At 62.4% G+C, this 19,063-nt stretch carries 20 protein-coding genes; 5 read left to right on the top strand and 15 right to left on the bottom strand.

Translation table 11 applies throughout. The features are described from left to right. Window position 1: 1 nt before the first annotated feature. Both MRS74_RS02240 and MRS74_RS02245 read right to left on the bottom strand, forming a co-directional pair. Window positions 2-1,288 (bottom strand): ATP-binding protein, encoded by a 1,287-nt coding sequence (locus tag MRS74_RS02240; RefSeq protein WP_254578638.1) that lies wholly within the window; start codon window positions 1,286-1,288, stop codon window positions 2-4. Further along, window positions 1,285-1,989 (bottom strand): response regulator transcription factor, encoded by a 705-nt coding sequence (locus tag MRS74_RS02245; RefSeq protein WP_254578639.1) that lies wholly within the window; start codon window positions 1,987-1,989, stop codon window positions 1,285-1,287. Before MRS74_RS02245 ends, MRS74_RS02240 begins: the two co-directional genes overlap by 4 nt. Window positions 1,990-2,145: 156 nt before the next feature. Here MRS74_RS02245 and MRS74_RS02250 point away from each other — a divergent pair, with 156 nt between their 5' ends. Then, a complete protein-coding gene (locus MRS74_RS02250; protein ID WP_254578640.1) occupies window positions 2,146-2,625 on the top strand; it encodes a Spy/CpxP family protein refolding chaperone in 480 nt (159 codons plus the stop codon). 309 nt (window positions 2,626-2,934) lie between these two features. Further along, on the top strand, window positions 2,935-3,282 hold the full coding sequence (locus MRS74_RS02255; protein WP_254578641.1) for a hypothetical protein: 348 nt from the start codon (window positions 2,935-2,937) through the stop codon (window positions 3,280-3,282). A 107-nt stretch (window positions 3,283-3,389) separates the two neighbouring features. Here MRS74_RS02255 and MRS74_RS02260 read toward each other — a convergent pair whose 3' ends face one another. The 4 genes from MRS74_RS02260 to MRS74_RS02275 are packed head-to-tail and all read right to left on the bottom strand — an operon-like array spanning window position 3,390 to window position 5,983. Next, window positions 3,390-4,250, bottom strand: coding sequence for an SMP-30/gluconolactonase/LRE family protein (locus MRS74_RS02260; RefSeq protein WP_254578642.1), 861 nt, complete (start codon window positions 4,248-4,250; stop codon window positions 3,390-3,392). Further along, a complete protein-coding gene (locus MRS74_RS02265; RefSeq protein WP_254578643.1) occupies window positions 4,247-4,858 on the bottom strand; it encodes a 2-dehydro-3-deoxy-6-phosphogalactonate aldolase in 612 nt (203 codons plus the stop codon). The genes MRS74_RS02260 and MRS74_RS02265 overlap by 4 nt, the downstream gene beginning before the upstream one ends. 1 nt (window position 4,859) lies before the next feature. Continuing rightward, a complete protein-coding gene (locus MRS74_RS02270) occupies window positions 4,860-5,795 on the bottom strand; it encodes a 2-dehydro-3-deoxygalactonokinase (RefSeq protein WP_254578644.1) in 936 nt (311 codons plus the stop codon). Further along, entirely contained in the window at window positions 5,792-5,983 is a 192-nt protein-coding gene (locus MRS74_RS02275) for a hypothetical protein (RefSeq protein WP_254578645.1), read from the bottom strand. Before MRS74_RS02275 ends, MRS74_RS02270 begins: the two co-directional genes overlap by 4 nt. Before the next feature lie 233 nt (window positions 5,984-6,216). On the opposite strand from MRS74_RS02275, the gene MRS74_RS02280 reads away from it, so the two are divergent. Both MRS74_RS02280 and MRS74_RS02285 read left to right on the top strand, forming a co-directional pair. Further along, window positions 6,217-7,005, top strand: coding sequence for an IclR family transcriptional regulator (locus MRS74_RS02280; protein ID WP_254578646.1), 789 nt, complete (start codon window positions 6,217-6,219; stop codon window positions 7,003-7,005). Between the two features lie 69 nt (window positions 7,006-7,074). After that, entirely contained in the window at window positions 7,075-8,085 is a 1,011-nt protein-coding gene (locus tag MRS74_RS02285) for an aldose epimerase family protein (RefSeq protein WP_254578647.1), read from the top strand. 32 nt (window positions 8,086-8,117) lie between these two features. Here the strand turns inward: MRS74_RS02285 and MRS74_RS02290 are convergent, their stop codons facing one another. The 9 genes from MRS74_RS02290 to MRS74_RS02330 all read right to left on the bottom strand — a co-directional run bounded on the left by MRS74_RS02290 (window position 8,118) and on the right by MRS74_RS02330 (window position 17,909). Next, the gene (locus MRS74_RS02290) at window positions 8,118-9,083 is read right to left on the bottom strand and encodes a D-2-hydroxyacid dehydrogenase (RefSeq protein WP_254578648.1); all 966 of its coding nucleotides are present in this window, start codon (window positions 9,081-9,083) and stop codon (window positions 8,118-8,120) included. Between the two features lie 24 nt (window positions 9,084-9,107). Continuing rightward, a complete protein-coding gene (gene tkt, locus MRS74_RS02295) occupies window positions 9,108-11,096 on the bottom strand; it encodes a transketolase (protein WP_368671245.1) in 1,989 nt (662 codons plus the stop codon). A gap of 238 nt (window positions 11,097-11,334) precedes the next feature. Further along, window positions 11,335-12,213 (bottom strand): NAD(P)-dependent oxidoreductase, encoded by an 879-nt coding sequence (locus MRS74_RS02300; RefSeq protein ID WP_254578650.1) that lies wholly within the window; start codon window positions 12,211-12,213, stop codon window positions 11,335-11,337. A gap of 64 nt (window positions 12,214-12,277) precedes the next feature. Beyond that, a complete protein-coding gene (locus MRS74_RS02305; RefSeq protein WP_254578651.1) occupies window positions 12,278-13,537 on the bottom strand; it encodes a TRAP transporter large permease in 1,260 nt (419 codons plus the stop codon). Then, the gene (locus tag MRS74_RS02310; protein WP_254578652.1) at window positions 13,534-14,097 is read right to left on the bottom strand and encodes a TRAP transporter small permease; all 564 of its coding nucleotides are present in this window, start codon (window positions 14,095-14,097) and stop codon (window positions 13,534-13,536) included. The genes MRS74_RS02305 and MRS74_RS02310 overlap by 4 nt, the downstream gene beginning before the upstream one ends. Beyond that, window positions 14,094-15,065, bottom strand: coding sequence for a TRAP transporter substrate-binding protein (locus tag MRS74_RS02315; protein ID WP_254578653.1), 972 nt, complete (start codon window positions 15,063-15,065; stop codon window positions 14,094-14,096). Before MRS74_RS02315 ends, MRS74_RS02310 begins: the two co-directional genes overlap by 4 nt. A 179-nt stretch (window positions 15,066-15,244) precedes the next feature. Continuing rightward, window positions 15,245-16,009, bottom strand: a complete 765-nt coding sequence (locus MRS74_RS02320) for an SDR family NAD(P)-dependent oxidoreductase (protein WP_254578654.1) — start codon at window positions 16,007-16,009, stop codon at window positions 15,245-15,247. 50 nt (window positions 16,010-16,059) lie between these two features. Beyond that, window positions 16,060-17,058: a transketolase family protein gene (locus MRS74_RS02325; protein ID WP_254578655.1), complete on the bottom strand. Its 999-nt coding sequence runs from the start codon at window positions 17,056-17,058 to the stop codon at window positions 16,060-16,062. After that, window positions 17,055-17,909, bottom strand: a complete 855-nt coding sequence (locus MRS74_RS02330; RefSeq protein ID WP_254578656.1) for a transketolase — start codon at window positions 17,907-17,909, stop codon at window positions 17,055-17,057. The genes MRS74_RS02325 and MRS74_RS02330 overlap by 4 nt, the downstream gene beginning before the upstream one ends. 202 nt (window positions 17,910-18,111) lie before the next feature. Between MRS74_RS02330 and gcvA the strand changes: the two genes are divergently transcribed. Further along, window positions 18,112-19,014 (top strand): transcriptional regulator GcvA, encoded by a 903-nt coding sequence (gcvA, locus tag MRS74_RS02335; RefSeq protein ID WP_254578657.1) that lies wholly within the window; start codon window positions 18,112-18,114, stop codon window positions 19,012-19,014. Window positions 19,015-19,063 lie beyond the last annotated feature (49 nt).

Consider the following 19,063-nt stretch of genomic DNA (forward strand, 5'->3'; position numbering starts at 1 on the left):
CTCAAGCCTGGGGCAGGCGAATCAGCAGCTCCAGCCCGCCCCCGGGGTGATTGCGCGCTTCGATGCTGCCCCCCAGAATGCGCAGCGCACGGCGCGCAATGCTCAGCCCCAGGCCATAGCCATCAGCTTCGGCATCGACGCCGCTACGCTGACGGAAGAATGGATCAAACAGCTGCTCCAGGGAATCAGACGGCACACCCGGGCCATGATCCCGAATCCGCAGCTCGTGCAGGCCGCCAACGACGGCGTGATTCAGTTCAATCGCCGTACCCGCGGGCGTATGCTTGAGGGCGTTATTGAATACATTGCTGAGCGCACGTTCCAGCAATTGGCGATTGCCCCGCACCCGGCAGCTTCTCGGCACATCAAAGGACAGTCTGCGTTCAGGCTGCTGAAAGTGGATATCCTCCCTCAGTTCCGTCACCAGCTGCTGCACGCTGAAGGCATCGGTCCCCGGCTCCAGCGCCTCGAGGCGCGACAGCGAGAGAATTTCGGTAATCAGGCGATCGATTCGACCGCACTCACGATTAAGCCGCTGTAACAGGGGATCCGTCTCGCCCAGGCGCTGCTCCAACAGCCCGGCCGCGGCCTGCAGGCGCGCCAGGGGCGCACGCAGTTCGTGGGATACATCCTGCATCAGCCGCTGACTGGCTCCCAGGGTGCGCTCGACATAGTCCGCCATGGTATCGAACTCCCGCGCCAGTTCGCCGATCTCATCACCCCGGGTGCTCAGTTTCTGATCACTGCGTACCGCCAGATCACCCTGGGCCAAGGCCCTTGTATGCAGCCGCAGGCGTTTTAGCGGCCGCACCACCAGCCAGGTCAACACCAGGCTGGTCAGCGCCGACACCAGCAGTATCAGCACTATCTGCACCGACACCAGCAAGCCGAGGAAACGACCGAACTGCTCCCGCTGCGGCCAGGCGCCAACCTGCACGCGGTAGCTGCGCCCGGACTCGGACACCAGCTCGAAGTTCAGAACAGGCTTGGCACCGGGTCCGCGCTTGGGCAGGGAATCAAATACCCGCTCATTGCTGCTCAGCTCAACAATGCGCATGCCGGGACCGCCGCGGGATAACTTGCGCCGCAGCCGCTCCAGTTCATGACCTTCCTCGTAGCGCTCCAGCATGCGCTCGGCCAGGGCCCGGGCACGGGTCTCCTGCACCTCAGCATCACGTTCATGGTGCGACATGCTGCCGACAATCACCACCGTGGCCAGGATCACCAGCACGCTGCTGAGCCAGATGGCCAGGAAGATCTTCCAGTACAGACTGCGATACCACTTCATCCGGCCTCCAGCACCAGCAGGTAACCTTCACCGCGCAATGTCTTGATCAGCTCCTGGCTATCGCCGCCACGCTGCAGTTTTTGCCGCAAGCGGCTCACGTGCACATCGATGGCGCGATCATAGGCCGTGAGCGGACGGTGCAGTACCCGCTCGGTCAGCTCCGCCTTTGACATCACCCGACCGGCGTTATGCAGCAGATAGGCCAGCACGTTGAATTCGGCGGAGGTCAATTCCACCACTTCGCCCGCCACCCGCACTTCCCGCTGGCCCGGGTCCAGGCGGATCCCGTGCAGTTCGATCGGCCGCTGCGGGAACTCCGTCTGCTGCGCCGGCACTTCACTGCGCCGGCGAATGGCCCGGATGCGCGCCAGCAGCTCGCGCGGATTGCAGGGTTTCCCCAGATAATCATCGGCGCCCATTTCGAGGCCCAGAATACGGTCGATCTCCTCACCCCGGCCCGTCAGCATGATCACCGGCAGCTGCACCCGCGGGCGCATCTGCTGCAGCAGCTCAAGACCACTCTGGCCCGGCATCATTACATCCAGCACCATCAGGCTATAAGGGTGATTCCCCTCCAGCCGTACCAGCGCTTCACGCGCGTTATGGGCACAGTCAATTTCATACCCTTCGTGACGCAGATAGTCGCCCAGCAGCTCGCACAGCTCAACGTCGTCATCCACCAGCAGCAGTCGTTCTTTCATTCCGGCCCCCGTTATTCAGGCCCCATGATACCGCCGCCACCCGATACGCACTGAGCCTTTACCTAACTTTACAGTGCCGTAACCCAAGTTTGCAGGCCAATACCGGATACTGGACTCATCAAAACGCGTCATATCAAACACAGCAGGAGAGACCCCATGCGCAAGCCCATGATGATAGTTCTGACCACCCTGGCTCTGGCCGGCACCGCAAGCGGACTGGCAATGGCCCACGGCAAGGGCGACGACAATGGCGAGCGGCAGCAGCGCCACCAGGAGAAACGCTTTGAACACATGAGCGAAGAACTCGGACTGAGTGACGAACAGCGCGCCCAGGTGAAGGAACTGATGGACGAACCCGCCGAGCGCAGGGCCAGCAGGGACGAGAAACGTGATCTGCAGCGTCAGATCCGCGAACTGGACACAACCGCTGCCGACTACAATCAGCGCCTCGACGGCCTGATCGAACAGGCACAGCAGCAGCTCGGCGAGCAGATTCGTGAACGCCAGGCCAAACACCAGGCCATGCAGGACATCCTCACCGATGAACAGGAAAAGAAACTCGCAGAAATAACCCAAAAACGCATGGACAAGATGGAACACCATGGTCACCACGGCGGCGAGCGCGACAAGAGCTGATAGCCCCAGACGAACATTCCTTTACGGCCCCGCCGGGCCGTTTTTTTTTGATTCGCCAATCCCTCGCGAGGGCCGGCTAAAACCGTGCTCACCCCTCGCATCAGGACGACCGGGACCCTAATATGTTTGCAACATTACTGAAAAAACTGCATGTTCTGCTGCGTGTCAGAGCCCTGCCGCTGCAGCGACCTGCAGCAGGCGCCTGCATTTCGCCGAGAGCCGACCGCTGGCAACAGGCCGCCTGAACCTGGGGCATCGCGTCTAGACTGCAAGAACAGGGTTAAAACCTGCAACGCCATGAACAGAGTGATGAAAAGATACCTGACTCCGGCACTGCTGCTTCTGAGCCTCGCGCTCAGCGCCGTCGCACAGGCCAATACGTTCGTTTGCGACCCGCTGGATTCACCGGGTCACGACAGTCGTGATCCGGTCAATTCCGATCACGGAGCCTTGTTGCGCATGCAGTATCTGATGCCAACGCAAGAATCACACAATCGGGCTCTGAGCGACTGGAGCACAACGGACAGACGGCAGTCCAGTCCCGGGACCGAGTCCAGCCCGCTCCTGCCCCAGTCCAGCGCCTGCCCACCCGAGCTGGTGCCACCGCAGAATCACAGCCCGCAGCCGCTGCAAGCCCCCGAGCGCGTCTGGCTTTAACCCCATTTGATTTAACCGCAAGAGCGGCACCCAACTCAGGGGCTGGATCCACCAGCACCAGACCGATTTGTCATCAAACATCAACGCCGCGGATGCGCCTCAGGCTGCTACTCCAAAATGACGGGGTATTCAGCCAGGCCCCTGGTATCGGTATCAATAAACAGTGTCTGGCCGGCAGGCTCTGCGACGATCTGAGCCGCCGAGAGGCCCTGGGTCGCCGAGGTGACATAGAGCCGGTTCAGGCCGGGGCCGGCGAAGGCGGGGCAGGTGACATGCTGCGTGGGCGCCGCAACCGCCTGGAGAAACTCGCCTGCCGGGGAATACTGGGCAACACGCGCAGCGCCCCACTGGGCGATCCACAGATTGCCAGCGGCATCACAGACAGCGCCGTCTGGATTCAGATCCTCCCCGCGCAGATCAAGCAGCAGCTGCCGCTCGCCCACAGGCCAGCCATGCAGCGGCTCCAGCGGCTGACGCCAGACAATCTGCTCCGCCGTATCGGCGTAGTAGGCACAGCTCTTGTCCGGCGCAAAGCAGATGGCATTGGTGATGGAGACATTATCGACCAGCAAGCGCAGTTCGCCGCGGTAATAGCGGTAGATGGCGCCGGCCCCTCGCTCACCCTGCTTGCCCATGGTACCGATCCAGAAGCCGCCGAAGGGGTCTGCGCGACCATCATTGGAACGTGTCAGCCCGTTGTCGGCGTCCAGCGCTACCAGCGGTGTCCGGGCGCCACTCACAAGATCAAAGCGCAACAGCGCCGTTTCACTGGCGATCAGCAGCGTATCGCGATCGACCCAGCCTGCCGCCGAGACACACTCGTCAAAATGCCACTGCTGCAACTCTATTCCATCGCGGCAATAGAGCGTCCTGCCGGTGATATCAAACCAGAACAGCTGCCCGCGCAGCGGATGCCACAGGAGCCCTTCACCCAGACCGCAGACGGTATTGTCATAGACCTGCATCATGACGCGATTGCCCGGTCATAGGCTTCGACCATTTCCAGCGCCAGCGCCCGCACCTTCGCGACACTGCGACCTGGCTTGTAGAGCGCCGACCCTATGCCAAAGCCCTGGGCGCCGGCAGCGATCCACTGGGCAAAGTTGTCGGCGCTGGCGCCGCCCACGGCATACACCGGTACCGCCGCCGGCAGCACCGCCCGCATCGCCGCCACACCGGACGGGCCTATGATCGAGGCCGGGAAAAATTTCAGACCATCGGCACCGCAGGCCAGAGCCGCGAAGCACTCGCTGGGCGTAAATACGCCGGGATAGGACAGCATGCCCTTCTCCTTGGTGGCGCGGATAACATCCAGATTACAGTTGGGGGAAATGATCATTTGGGCACCAGTCTGTGCCACGGCATCAACATCATCACAGCTCAGCACAGTACCGGCCCCGAATGTCGCCAGGCCCTTAAAGGCGCGCACCATGCGGGAAATACTGTCCAGCGGCTGCGGCGAGTTGAGCGGCACTTCAATCTTGGTAATACCAACCTCGATCAGGGCGCCGGCAATGGCCTCGGCTTCATGGGGCTGAATACCCCGTAATATTGCAATCAGTTCGCGTTCTGGCATCTTAAACTCCGGTGATCTGCTGATAGGCGGCGTGCAGTCCCTTGAGGGTCAGTGCCTCGCCATCGTGAATCTCACTGCGTGCATCCAGCAGCTGCAACGCCGTTGCATAGTGCCGTCCCAGCGCCGACGCGCCTATGATGGCCACCGACTGCCCGCCCCAGTAGGCTCTGGCTGCCGCCAGCTCGAGCCCGATCAGGTACCCGGACAGCCGCGCCCGGGCGGACTCGGGCGCAAGGTCGGCCAGCAGGGCTTCGGCGCGCAGCGAGAATAGCCGCCCCGAAACCGCAGCCGGGCTCTGCAGCGCGATTGCAATCGCGCTGGCAAAGGCGACATCATCCCAGCCCTCGGCGCCAACGGAGTGGCGCAACACCGACTGGGTTGCCAGCAGCGCATAGAGCTCGCCGGTCATGAAGGTCTGGAACCTGCTTAGCTGGCCGTCAATCACCCGCGCCCACTTGCTATGGGTCCCCGGCAGGCAGACGACCCCTTCAAAACCGGGGTGAGCGGCCAGCAGGCCGGCCACCTGGGTTTCTTCGCCGCGCATCACATCGGCGGGCACCTGCTGCTTGAGCCCGGGACACAGGTACACCGCGATGCGGTCGTCAGTCACGGGCACACTCATCAGCTCTGGGGCCGGCTTACAGGGCACCGCCCTGTAAGCCGCTTCCTTCCAGCCCTGACGGGCACCCACCATGCCACAGGCAACCACCGGGGTGGTGCGGCCCGCGCTCAGCCAGTCGCCGATGTCGGCCAGCAGGGCCGCTTCAAACTGGTGCGGCGCCAGGCTGCCCATGCCCTTGTCGCTGCTGGCGCTGGCGAGGGTTTCACCGCCGTCCGTCATGGCCCAGGCGCGCATCCGGCTGGTACCCCAGTCAACGGCGATCCAGTCTGCTCTTTTATCGGTAGTGCTATCGGTGCTTTTATCGGTGATGCTCATCCGGTCACCACTAGGGCGCCGTCGACGACCCGGGTCTGACCGGTCATCATCCGGCTGGCTTTGGAGGCCAGAAACAGCGTGGCGTCCACGATGTCCAGCGGTACCAGGTGCTCTTTAAGGCACATGAAGCCGTCACGGTCGAGTTTGCCGTACCAGGCCTGGGAGCGGCGCATTTTCTTGGTTGTCATAATTTTTTACCTTCAAGACCCCTGCGGGCCGCTGGGAATGCGATTTACCCGGACACTAGCGGCCAAATGCCTGTAAACGGCCGTCACATCACCCTATTCTTGTGTCGTTTAGACCTGATATTGGTTCCATATATTGGAACAACGTACCAACTATTGAAAATATGCGGGATTCAGCCTATGTTTGTCAACGCTGATTACACAGTTTGGCACAATGAAAAAATGAGGACGCCTGGATGACAGCCGCTAAAAACAGTGATGGCACGGTCGGTAAGGCGCTGGATTTGCTGGATCAGGTAGCCGCTATCGGTCACCCGGTACGCTTCAGCGACTTGCTGGCCGACAGCGAACACCCCAAGGCCACGCTCTACCGCCTGCTGCAGACCCTGACCAGCCAGGGCATGCTCAGCTACGATACGGACCGCCAGGTCTACAGTCTGGGTGTACGGCTGGTAAAGCTGGCCCATGCCGCCTGGCAGCAGTCATCCCTGGCGCCCATAGCACGGCCGCTGCTGGATGCGCTGTCGCAGCGGGTCGGCGAGACCGTGCATCTGGCCCAGCTCGATCACGGCCAGGTGCTCTATGTCGACAAGCGCAACCCGGCCGCGCCGCTGCGCATGTTTTCCGATGCCGGCAAGATAGGACCGGGCTATTGCACCGGGGTGGGCAAGGCCATGCTGGCCTTTCTGGACGATGCCCGTCGTGCACAGTGCCTGTCACAGCAGGCCTACCATGCCTACACAGCCCACACGCTCACTTCTGCCGCAGCGCTGGGCGCCGAACTGGACACCATACGCAGGGAAGGCGTGGCATTCGACCGCGAGGAGCACGAGCCCAATATCATCTGCATTGCCGCTCCCATACTTTCCGGCGGCAACAGGGTGCTCGGGGGCCTGTCCATTGCGACCTCCACGCAACGCTATACGCTGCAGACACTGGAAAAATTCAAGCCGGACCTGCTCGAAACGGCCCGCAGAATCGGTGAACAGGCCGACCTCTGGCAGTTCCCGGAATTACAGTCGTAGTGCCCGCAGCGCACTGTCGAAATGCCGGGCTCATCCCCTGCAAGATCCCTCGCAACGGTGGCGAATGTGGTGAAAACAGAAATTTTTGGTTACCTGAAAACCGGCCAGCCAGTGCATCGCCACTGGCTGCGATCCGGCCGCCTGCGCGCAGCCATTCTGACCTACGGCGCCAGCGTGCAGGATCTGCGACTGGACGGCATTGCGCACCCGCTGGTGCTGGGCGCCGACCGGTTTGCCCCCTACCAGGACAGCATGCGCTGCTTCGGCGCCAATGTCGGGCGCGTGGCCAACCGCATCGCCGGTGGCCGCGCCAGCATCAATGGCAGCGACCATGCATTTGCGCTGCAGGGCGCCGAAAAACACCTGCTGCACGGCGGTGCCAACGGCATGGACACCCTGCTGTGGCACATCATTGAGGCGGACGAGGCGCAGATCACGCTCGGCCTGAGCCTGGCCGATGGCCATATGGGCTTTCCTGGCAACCTGGATGTACGCCTGACCTATCGCATCAGTGCGCCGGCGACACTGCAGCTGGACATCGAGGCCGTCACCGACGCGCCAACCCTGTGCAATATCGCCCACCACAGCTATTTCAATCTCGATGGCAGCGCCGACATACTGGATCACCAGCTGCAGATCGATGCCGACCATTACCTGCCGGTCGATGCCGAGCTGATTCCCAGCGGCGAGATCGCCCCCGTCCAGGGCACGCGCTTTGATTTTCGTACCGCACGACCGCTACGCAGCGCAGAGCCGCACCCAGGCTATGACCACAACTTCTGCCTGGCCCGGCAGGTGCAGCCACTGCGCCGTATCGCCAGCCTGTTCAGCCCCAAATCCGGGGTCAGCCTGGAGCTGCACAGCACCGAACCCGGCCTGCAGCTCTATGATGGCGGTCACATCAGCGCACCGGCACAGCACACGCTCAGCAAGGCGCCCTACGGCCCCCATGCCGGCCTGGCCCTGGAAGCCCAGCGCTGGCCCGACGCGCCGCACCATGAGGCCTTCCCGTCCATTGCGCTGGCCCCGGGCGATGTCTACCGACAGACCAGCGCCTGGCATTTTGAAGGGCTGGCCTGAGCGCACTCCATTCCGTACCAAAAACAGACTGTTTAGTAGGATCCTCCCACCAGGTTTGTCGGCTCACCTCGCACGAAATTGTCGATATTGTCCATCAGCTGATCGGCGAGTGCCTGCTGGGCCTCGTCGGAGGCCCAGGCAACGTGCGGTGTTAGAATCACGTTGGGACGCCCGGCGATGAGCATCAGCGGACTGTCCACGGCCGGGGGTTCACTCTCGGTGACATCGAAGCCGGCACCGCTGATAAAGCCTTCATCGAGCGCGGTGACCAGGTCTTCCTCCACCACGAGGCCGCCCCGGGCGGTATTGATAATCAGCGGTCGGCGTTGCATCGCGCGGAATTCGTCCAGCCCAATCATGCCGCGGGTTGCAGGGGTCAGCGGGCTGTGCAGCGTGATGATGTTGCTCGTCGCCAGCACCTCGTCCCAGGGCGTGTAGAGCCGGCCGTAGCCGCTCTTGCCCTTGTGCGTCGCGAACAGCGGAAGCATGCCAAAGGCACGTGCAATGTCGGCCACACGCTGCCCCAGCGCCCCTTCGCCGATAATCCCGAGACGGGCGCCGGCCAGGTCGTGGATCGAATGGTTAAAGAAACAGAACTGCCCGGATTTCTGCCATTCACCGGCGAGCACATCATCGCGGTAGGCGACGATATTGCGACGCAAGGCGAGCATCAGCGCGAAGGTGTGCTCCGGCACGGTATTGACCGAATAACCGCGGATATTGACGACGGCAATACCCCGCTGCTGACAGAACGCCTTGTCGACGCAGTCGGTGCCGGTCGCAGCAACGGCGATCAGCCGCAGCTCAGGAAGCTGTCGCAGCGTCTCGGCCCGCAACGGCACCTTGTTGGTGATGGCGATCGTGGCGCCGGCAAGCCGCTCCACCACCTCATCGGGTCGGGTGCTCGCGTGCTGAATCAGCCCATGCTCGAAGGCCGGGCTGCGCAGGCGAATCTGCGGGGCGATGGTGGAACGGTCGAGAAATACCATCTTGTGCATTGTTATCGTTCTCCTGCGTTGACTTCAGAGGTGACGTTTCGCTTCGGCGACAATCGCGGCCGGCGTGATGCCGAAATGCTCATACAGACGTTCGGCCGACGCACAGAGCCCGAAACCGCGCATGCCGATGAAACCGCCGCGCTCCCCGAGATACTGGTCCCAGCCAAAACGCAGCGCCGCTTCGATGCCAATGCGTACCGTACCCACCCCGAGTACCTCGCGGCGGTATGCCGCGTCCTGCTCATCGAAAAGCTCCCAGCTGGGCATCGAGACGACCGCCGTCGGCACGCCGTCCGCCTGCAGCAGCCGGCGCGCCTCCACCGCCAGCGCAACCTCGGACCCGGTGGCCAGCAGGGTCACCGTCCGCTCGCCGCCTTGCGCTTCGGCGAGCACATAGGCACCACGACGGCACAGGTTCTCGTCGTTCACAGACTGACGAACCACGGGCAGGGCCTGGCGGGCGAATATCAGGCTGCTCGGGCCGGTGCGATGTTCGAGCGCGACTTCCCAGCACTCGGCGGCCTCGACCGCGTCGGCCGGGCGCAGCACCAGCATGTTGGGCATCGCGCGCAGCGACGCCAGAATCTCCACCGGCTGGTGCGTCGGGCCGTTCTTACCGACGCCGATGGAGTCGTGACTGAAAACGAACTGCACCGGCAACCCCATCAGCGCGGCCATGCGCATCGCCGGTCGCTCGTAATCAGAGAACGCCAGATAAGTAACGGCCAGCGGAATCACCCCGCCGTGGGCCGCCATGCCGTTGGCCATCGCCGCCATCAGATGCTCACGCACGCCGCAGTGAACGTAACCGCCACCCCGCTCATCGGCGGTAAAGGCCGCCAGATTGCGCTTGTGCGAAGTCGGCGCCTCCAGGTCGGCACAGCCGACAAGACGCTCGGGCAGGATATCCACCAGCAGGTCATTGATTTCGGCGGAAGCGTAAATGCCGGGCTTGGGTTCGGTTTCGCCCGCCACCCGCTGTTTGTAGTCCAGCAGCGTTTGCCGCCAGCCCTGCGGCAGCTCACCCGCCTGAATACGGTCGAATTCGGCGCGCTCGGAGGCAGACAACGCCGCATAGCGGGTCTGCCAGGCAGCATAGTCCGGACGGCTGCGACGGCCGGCTTCTCGCCAGGTGGCGAGGATATCGTCCGGGACGCTGAAGGGTTCGTGCGGCCAGTTCAGCAGATTACGGGCCTCGGCCGCATCCTCGTTGAACAGACGCGCGCTGTGACCGCCGCGCTGCCCCTGAACCCTTGGAATACCGCACCCGATGACGGTACGACAGGCGACCAGCGACGGACGCGGGTCCCGTTTCGCCAGCGTGATCGCGGCCGCAACCGCCTCGATGTCGTGGCCATCGACCTCGATAACGTGCCAGTCGGCGACGCGGAAACGGTCGGCAACATTCTCGCTGATCGAGAGCTCGGTGCTGCCATCGTCGGTAATGCGGTTGTCGTCCCAGAACAGCATCAGCTTGCCAAGGCGCAGATGCCCCGCGAGCGAAATCATCTCCTGCCCGATCCCCTCCTGCAGACAGCCATCACCCACGAAGGCATAGGTGTAGTGATCGACAAGCCCGCTACCGAAGCGGGCACCGAGAAACGCCTCAGCGACGGCCATGCCCAGCGCATTGGCGATGCCCTGGCCCAGCGGACCGGTGGTCACTTCGACGCCACAGGCCGGATCAATCTCGGGATGGCCGGAACAGTGGGACCCCATCTCGCGGAAACGCTTGATCTGATCCAGGCTGATGGCCTCGTATCCGGTCAGATACAGCAGCGAATAAAGCAGCATGGAGCCATGGCCGTTCGACAGCACGAAGCGGTCGCGATCGACCCAGGTCGGATCCTGGGGGTTGAACTTCAGGTGTTGCGCAAAGAGCGCCGTGGCGATTTCGGCCATCCCCAGCGGCACACCCTGGTGGCCTTCACCGGCGCGCACGATGGCGTCGATGGAAAGAAAACGGATGGCATTGGCCAACGGCTTCAGATCGTCAGTGGTCATGGCAAAAATATCCTCTGCACCTTTCCCTTAGCAGCCTGTCGGACTTAACACTGACCTACTGCGGAAACGCCGATTTTGGCCATTTTTCGTACTCTTTTTCGTTAAATAGAACCACTATTCGCCTCAAAAGAGCCCAAAAACTGCCTCAAAACGGCCATTCCCTCGCTACGCTCGGTCAAGTCCGACAGGCTGCTGGGGAGGCGCTACTGAAAATAACTGACTGGATGCGATAAAACGGGGGCCGGATTCAGCCCGTGCCGTTCAGCACCTGATAACTTCGGATCACCTGGCTGTCATCTGCGCGTCCGTCGCCGCGACCGGACGTCGCGAGGAACAGCTGATGCGCGACCGCCGCCAGCGGCAGTGCCACCTGGGTCTCGCGTCCGGTTTGCAGCACGATGCCAAGATCCTTGACGAAGATGTCCACCGCGCTGGTGACCAGCGGATCGGCTTCGAGCATCCGCGGCCCGCGATCCCGGAGCATCCAGCTCGAGGCCGACGAACCGCCCATGATCTCAAGCAGCACCTCAAGATCCACACCGACCTTTGCCGCCAGTGCAAAGGCTTCGGCAACGACCGCAATGTGCACGCCACACAGCAGCTGGTTCACCGTCTTGACCACCGCGCCCTGTCCGGGCTTGTCGCCGACATGGAAGATGCGCTGGCCGATAGCCTGGAATACCGGCAGCACGTCGGCATAGGTGGTGGCCTCGCACGCGGCCATGATGGTCAGCGAACCCGCGACAGCCCCGGCGACGCCCCCCGACACCGGTGCGTCGACAAAGCGCCGGCCGGAAGCGGCCACCTGTTCGGCGATACGCTCGACACCGCCAGGCGGACAGGTAGCCATCAGGCAGACCGTGCCACCGTCGTTCAGCGCCGCCAGTGCGCCGTTGGCAAACAGCACCTGTTCCGCCTGGGCGGCATTGACGACCATCAAAATCAGCACATCGGCACCGGTGGCCGCCTCGACGGCCGAGGCTGCAGGCTCGGCTCCGGCCTCGGCCAGTGCCGCCAGTGCGTTGGGGTTAAGGTCGATGCCGCGCAGGCGAAAGCCGCCGGCAAGCAGATTTTTGGCCATAGGCAGCCCCATCGCGCCGAGGCCGGCGAATGCAATCGTCTTCATTGTTGTTGTCCGTATCAGTCGTGTATTGGACGGGCGGCCCCGGTGATCACGGGGCCGGCCCATATCAGTACAGGGTGAAGCCCGGTACGAAGGAGATCAGTCCCAGAACCGAGATCGCCACCAGATAGAATGGCCAGAGTTCACGGGCGATCTTGCCGACCGGCTCGCGCGAAATGGCTGCGGCAATGAACAGGGTGGTGCCGACCGGCGGCGTGAACAGACCGATACTCAGGTTGACCGCCATCATGACGCCAAGCTGCACCAGGTCCAGACCGATGGCGTTGCCGATGGCGACGAAGGTCGGGCCGAGCAGCAGGATCGCCGCCGGCAGGTCGAGGAACATGCCGACCATCAGCATGATCAGGTTCATCATCAGAATGATCATCACCGGCGACTTGAGCGTCTCCAGCGCCCATTCGGCGACATGGGTCGGGATCGCTTCCACCGTCAGCACGTAGCCCACCAGGTTCGACGCCGCAATGACCAGCATCACCACCCCGGTGGTAACAGCGGTATGGGACAGCGCCTCATACAGGCGACGGACCGTCAGGTCACGGTAGATGACCGAGCTGACGAACAGCCCATAGGCGACAGCGAGCACGCTCACCTCGGTGGGGGTCGCGATACCGGCACGCAGCAACACCACGATAAAGGCCGGCATGGCCAGCGCCGGCGCTGCATTAAGCGTCGCGCGCAGGATATCGCGTGGCGTCACCTTGGCGGTCAGACGCTTGAAGCCACGCAGACGCCCGGACAGGTAACAGACCAGCATGAATCCTGAGCACAGCAGCAGGCCCGGTAGCACCCCGGCCAGGAACAGTGCAGCGATCGACTGGTTGGAGACGGTCGCGAACAGGATCAGTGGAATCGACGGCGGAATCAGGCCGGCGATGACCGACGACGACGCCGTGGCCGAGGCGGCAAACGCGGCCGGATAGCCTTCGCGCTTTTGCCAGGGGATCAGCATGGCGCCGAGTGCCGAGGCTTCGGCCACTGCCGAGCCGGAGACGCCGCCGAATACGGTCGACCCAACCACCGTCACCTGCCCGAGCCCGCCGTGGAAACGTCCCACCAGCGAGGTGGCGAAATGGATCAGTCGCTTGCCCAGCTCGCCCCCCATCATCAGGCTGCCGGACAGCATGAAGAACGGAATCGCCAGTAGCGGGAAGCTCTGCGTCGGCTGAAAGATTTTCACCACCGCGGCCACGGCCGGTATGCCGCCGACGGTGATAGCGGCCAGGCCGGAGCTGATGACAAGCGCATAGCCCACCGGCATGGCCAGCATCAGCAGGACGCCAAACACGAGGATCATTGCAATAGTCATACGTCCTCCTCAACATGATGCACGCGCACACTCAGCGGGTCGCTGGCCAGCAGCAGGCGTACGAAGGTACTCAGCGCCGTTATACCCAGGCCGACGAAACCGACGATCAGCGCCATGTAGGCCCAGCGCGACGAGATACCGGTGACCGGATACACTTCGCTGCCGGTGATCTCGATGACATCAAGGCCGACCCAGGCGAGGTAGAAAAAGGTCGCCGCCACCAGCGCCTGCAACGCGAGCATCAGGATGCGGTTGCCGGCGGTTCCCAGCAGGGTATTGATGGCGCAGACAGCGATATGCTGCCCGCGCTGGGCGGCCAGCACGACGCCGCTCATGACCAGCCATGGGAACAGGATATTGGGCATCTCGGTGGGCCATCCCATGCCCTGATTGGTTAAGTAGCGGACGATCACCTCGGCCATCAGTGACACAAACATGATGACGAGGGCCGAGATCGCGATCACCGAGCCGGCGACCACGATCGAGGAGTCCACCCACTTCACCACCGAGCCCGTGAGGCCGTTCGCCATCACAGTATTGGGGGAGTGGGTAGTATTCATTGTTTGGCAGCCTCCGACACAACCAGCTTGACCAGTTCCGGGTATTGCTTCTCCCACTTGGCGTAAACGGACTGGGTCTTCTCGATGAACGGCGCCTGATCCACCTTGTTGATGATCACGCCGGCGTCGGTCAGTTTCTGGCGCAGATCGGCGTCGGCCGCCAGCGACATCTCGCGGTTGAGTGTGCCGGCCTCAACGGCGGCTTCCTTCACCGCCTGCTGATCTTCCGGCGACAGCTGGCTCATGATCATCTTGCTCGCCAGCAGCGGCGTGGTCTCGTACTTGTGGCCGGTGAGGGAGATGTACTTCTGGACTTCGTAGAGCTTGGACGAATAGATGTTCATCAGCGGATTCTCCTGACCGTCGAACACGCCTTGCTGCAGCGCGATGTAGAGCTCGGAGAATGCCAGCGGGGCCGGGTTGGCGCCCAGCGAGTTGAAGATGTCCAGGGTCACTGGATCGGGCGGAGTACGCAGCTTGATACCCGCGAGGTCTTCCGGCTTGGTGATCGGACGCACATTGTTGCTGACCTGGCGGATGCCGTTGTCCCACAGCGCCAGCAGCACCAGGCCCTTGTCCTGCGCCAGCTCGTTGAGCTTGTCGCCGACGGGACCGTCGACAACCTTGTAGGCATGGGGCAGATCACGGAACAGGAACGGCAGCCCAAGCACCCCGAATTCAGGCACAACGCTGGACGTGGTGCCCTGCGAGTTGGCACTAAAGGCCAAGGTGCCCAGGCGCATGTTGGTGATGGATTCGGCATCGTCGCCATACTGTGCGCTGCCGCCAACCTCTACCTTGACGCGCCCGTCAGTCTTCTGCTCAACCAGCTCGGCAAATTTCAGCGACGCCTCGGCCTTGGGGTTGCCCGGCGCCGCGTTGTGCGACAGACGCAGTACCTGTTCCGCCCAGCTTGAGGACGCCGTGAGCGCCAGGCCCGCTGCAAGTGCGATCAGTGTCTTTTTCATGACTGTTTCCTTCTATTGTTTTTGTGATAGTTCAGGATATCGTGGCGACGCCACGCAGATTGAAATCGATTCTATTGCGACTGCGCCCTCCTGTCGTCCGTAGTGCGGCAGAGATGGGCTTGATGTCGACAATTTTCCACTGTTTTTCAAAAAGTTACGCCGTCCGTGGCGGTACGGTATCAACCGTGAATCAGCATGCCGCCGTTGACATCGATCACGGCGCCGGTGATGTAGGACGACAGGTCGGACGCCAGGAACAGGTAGGCACTAGCGACTTCGCCGGCATTGCCCAGGCGATTCAACGGAATACTCGCGGCGATGTCACTTTTCTGCTGGTCACTCAGTTTACCGGCACTGATATCGGTCTGAATCAGGCCCGGGGTAACGCAGTTGACGCGAATGTTTTCGGGGCCGAATTCCCGCGCCATTGCCTTTGCCAGACCCAGCACGCCGGCCTTGGCCGCCGAGTAGTGCGGACCACCGAGGATGCCGCCGCCGCGCTGGGCCGAGACGGAGGACATGCAGGCGATCGAGCCCGACTGCTGCTTCTGCATCTGCGGGATAACGGCCTGCGACAGGTACAGCACACCGCGCAGGTTGACGTCGAGAATGCGGTCCCAGCTAGCCGGGTCAATTTCGAGCGTTTTCACCGGCTGGGTGATGCCGGCATTGTTGATCAGGATGTCGATCCGGCCGAATTCCTCGACCGCACGCTCTGCAGCTTTCACACACGCGTCCTTGTCGGTGACATTGCAGGCATAGCCACGATGCTGAGGGCCGATCGCAGCAGCAGCTTCGGCCGCAGCCTGTTCGTCGAGGTCGAGAATGATGACGTTGGCACCGTGGCTGGCGAACAGGCGGGCAGTAGCCAGGCCGATACCACGCGCAGATGCTGCGCCGGAAATCATCGCGACCTTGTCCTGAAGAAGAAGCGAGTTGCTCATGATGTAATCCCGTTATTGTGTTTTTGTGGATACGTATCGGTGATTTGCGTTCAGCTGATCCAGCTCTTGATGGTCTCGGCCATCACGTTGGTCGAAATGCCGTAGCGATCGTGCAGCGTCGGCAGCGCACCGGCATCGAGGAACGCATCGGGCAGCGCGATATGGCGGAATTGAGGCGTAACACCGGCGCGCAGCAGCTCGGTGCCGATCGCCTCGCCGAGACCGCCGATCGAGGTGTGGTTCTCGGCCACCACCACCAGACGGCCGGAACGGCCTGCCTCGCGCAGGATGGTCGAGGTGTCCAGGGGCTTGATCGTCGCGACATGCAGTACCGCCACATCGACGTTGTCGCGCGCAAGTTCCTTGGCGACCTCGAGAGCCCGCATGGTCATGATGCCGGATGAGATCACCAGCACATCGCGACCGTCACGCACCAGCTTGGCCTTGCCGAGTTCGAACTTGTAGTTGTACTCGTCCAGCACCAGCGGCACATGGCCCCGCAGCAGGCGCATGTAGACCGGCCCGTTGTGATCCGCCACCGCCGGCACCATCTGCTCGATATCGAGCGCATCACAGGGATCGATGACGGTCATGCCCGGCATGGCCCGCATCAGGGCCAGGTCTTCCGCCGCCTGATGACTGGGGCCATAGCCGGTGGTCAGACCCGGCAGCGCGCCGGCAATCTTGACGTTCAGCTTGTCCTCGGCGATCGCCTGGTGCATAAAATCGTAAGCGCGACGGGTGGCGAATACCGAGTAGGTGGTGACGAACGGCATCGCGCCTTCATGCGCGAAGCCGGCGGCCGCGCCCATCAGCAACTGTTCGGCCATGCCCATCTGGTAGAAGCGCTCAGGAAAGGCCTTGGCAAAGATGTGCAGATCGGTGTACTTGCCAAGGTCCGCCGTCATGCCGACGATCTCGGGACGCTCTGCGGCAAGTTCGACCAGCGCATGTCCGAAGGGTGCAGACTGGGTCTTCTGACCTTCAGACGCGATCGAGGCGATCATTGCCGAGGTCTTGAGCTTGGGTTTCTGGGTTGTGGTGCTCATGCTGTCCTCCCGGCTTCCAGCGCTTGCAGGGCGAGCTGCCATTCGTGCTCGTCGACGCGGATAAAGTGGTTCTTTTCGCGGGCTTCAAGAAACGGCACGCCGCAGCCCATGCGGGTATCAGCAATGATCATCCGCGGTTTCGGTTCGGGGTGATTGCGTGCGGCATCAAAGGCATTGGCGACAGCCTCGATATCGTTGCCGTCGACACGCTGTGTGAACCAGCCGAAGGCTTCCATCTTGTCGACCAGCGGCTCGAAGGCCATGATCTGGCTGGAAGGACCGTCAGCCTGCTGGTTATTGACGTCGACGATGGCGATCAGGTTGTCGAGCTTCCAGTGGGCGGCCGACATCAGGCCTTCCCAGATGGCGCCCTCGTCGAGTTCGCCATCGGAAAACAGCGTGTAGACGAAGGCATCCGACTCCTTGCGCTTGAGGCCCAGGCAATGGCCGACGGCAATGGTCAGGCCCTGGCCGAGGGAGCCACCCGACATTTCCATGCCCGGGGTGTAGCTGGCCATGCCGGACATCGGCAGCCGGCTGTCGTCACTACCGTAGGTTTCGAGTTCCGCTTCGGAGATGATGCCCCCTTCGATCAGCGCGGCATACAGCGCGATCGCATAGTGGCCATTGGACAGCAGGAAGCGGTCGCGGCCGTCCCATTTTGGGTCTTCGGGGCGGTACGTCATGGCATGGCAGTAGGCCACTGCCAGTACGTCGGCGATATCAAGTGCCTGACCGACATAGCCTTGACCCTGGACTTCACCCATCAGCAGCGCGTAGCGCCGGATGCGGTAGGCATGGTCCATGAGCTTTGCCAAGTCGGCGCGGGTGGGTTTTATGCTTGTATCCACGCGGTTCTCCTCGTTTTAAAGCGCCACCTGTCGGAGGCGTCCGAAAAATCTGTATTCGTGTTCAGGAGCAGTCCTTGTCAGTACTCGTAGCGGATGCTGTTTCTGCTCTCCGATGAGTCCTGTTTAGGTTATGCGCTTGGTAACTTGCGCTCAAACGAATTAATATGGCTTACAGATGATCTGAGCTCAGGTGAAAAGTGCCATGCTAAGCAGGGTTCCAATCAAGGCGGTACAGGCATTTGAAGCAGCTGCACGGCTTTCTTCCTTCGCGCTGGCGGCTGAAGAGCTGTTCGTCACACCGTCGGCCATCAGCCATCAAATCAAACAGTTGGAAGAGCAGTTCGGGGTGAAACTGTTTCACCGGGTGCACCGGGCGGTGATCCTGACCGACGCCGGCCGGCGCTATGCAGAAGAAGTGACGGGGGCCTTCAGCCGCATCGATCTGGCGACACGGGAACTCGGACGCACCGCGCGAAGCGATATCCTGACGGTGCACTCGACACCGAGTTTTGCCTCCCAGTGGCTGATGCCACGGCTGGCGCGCTTCAGTGCCAGCCACCCTGATATAGACGTTAGACTGAATGCCTCCTACCCGGTACCGCCGGATCTGCTGACGCAGGGTGTGGACATCGACATCCGCTATGGCCTGCGACGGCTGCAGCCGGCCGGCACCATGGTACTGCCCTTTCCGCCGGAAACCATTGTGCCGATGTGCGCGCCCGAGCTGGCCGAGGGCGAGCATCCCATCCGCACAGTGGCGGACCTGCAGCACCACTCCCTGATACACAGCGAGATCTGCCTGGTCAGCTGGCGCGACTGGTTGCGCGAGCACCGCAAGGTGCAACTCGATATCTCCCGGGGTCCGCGCTTCGACCGCTCCTTCATGGCCATCAGCGCGGCGGTCGACGGCATGGGCATACTGCTGGACAGTCTGCTGCTGGTGCAGCGCGAGCTCGCGAGCGGGCGTCTGGTCGCACCGCTGGGCTTCGACGGCCCCAAGGTCCAGGGTTATACGTTCAACATCCTGAAAAACCAGGCCGGACTGCCAAAGATCCGCGCCTTTCAGGACTGGCTGTTCGGAGAGCTGGACAGAAACGCGACCTGAGCAGCCCGGTACGCCTTGCAGTCATAGACACCAGAGAATAATGCGGACC

Source organism: Marinobacterium sedimentorum, assembly GCF_024267675.1.
Lineage (GTDB): Bacteria > Pseudomonadota > Gammaproteobacteria > Pseudomonadales > Balneatricaceae > Marinobacterium_A > Marinobacterium_A sedimentorum.

Coding starts and splice junctions, on each gene's coding strand:
- MRS74_RS02240 (WP_254578638.1), bottom strand. CDS start 1,288: ATGAAGTGGTATCGCAGTCTGTACTGGAAGATCTTCCTGGCCATCTGG.
- MRS74_RS02245 (WP_254578639.1), bottom strand. CDS start 1,989: ATGAAAGAACGACTGCTGCTGGTGGATGACGACGTTGAGCTGTGCGAG.
- MRS74_RS02250 (WP_254578640.1), top strand. CDS start 2,146: ATGCGCAAGCCCATGATGATAGTTCTGACCACCCTGGCTCTGGCCGGC.
- MRS74_RS02255 (WP_254578641.1), top strand. CDS start 2,935: ATGAAAAGATACCTGACTCCGGCACTGCTGCTTCTGAGCCTCGCGCTC.
- MRS74_RS02260 (WP_254578642.1), bottom strand. CDS start 4,250: ATGATGCAGGTCTATGACAATACCGTCTGCGGTCTGGGTGAAGGGCTC.
- MRS74_RS02265 (WP_254578643.1), bottom strand. CDS start 4,858: ATGCCAGAACGCGAACTGATTGCAATATTACGGGGTATTCAGCCCCAT.
- MRS74_RS02270 (WP_254578644.1), bottom strand. CDS start 5,795: ATGAGCATCACCGATAAAAGCACCGATAGCACTACCGATAAAAGAGCA.
- MRS74_RS02275 (WP_254578645.1), bottom strand. CDS start 5,983: ATGACAACCAAGAAAATGCGCCGCTCCCAGGCCTGGTACGGCAAACTC.
- MRS74_RS02280 (WP_254578646.1), top strand. CDS start 6,217: ATGACAGCCGCTAAAAACAGTGATGGCACGGTCGGTAAGGCGCTGGAT.
- MRS74_RS02290 (WP_254578648.1), bottom strand. CDS start 9,083: ATGCACAAGATGGTATTTCTCGACCGTTCCACCATCGCCCCGCAGATT.
- MRS74_RS02300 (WP_254578650.1), bottom strand. CDS start 12,213: ATGAAGACGATTGCATTCGCCGGCCTCGGCGCGATGGGGCTGCCTATG.
- MRS74_RS02305 (WP_254578651.1), bottom strand. CDS start 13,537: ATGACTATTGCAATGATCCTCGTGTTTGGCGTCCTGCTGATGCTGGCC.
- MRS74_RS02310 (WP_254578652.1), bottom strand. CDS start 14,097: ATGAATACTACCCACTCCCCCAATACTGTGATGGCGAACGGCCTCACG.
- MRS74_RS02315 (WP_254578653.1), bottom strand. CDS start 15,065: ATGAAAAAGACACTGATCGCACTTGCAGCGGGCCTGGCGCTCACGGCG.
- MRS74_RS02320 (WP_254578654.1), bottom strand. CDS start 16,009: ATGAGCAACTCGCTTCTTCTTCAGGACAAGGTCGCGATGATTTCCGGC.
- MRS74_RS02325 (WP_254578655.1), bottom strand. CDS start 17,058: ATGAGCACCACAACCCAGAAACCCAAGCTCAAGACCTCGGCAATGATC.
- gcvA (WP_254578657.1), top strand. CDS start 18,112: ATGCTAAGCAGGGTTCCAATCAAGGCGGTACAGGCATTTGAAGCAGCT.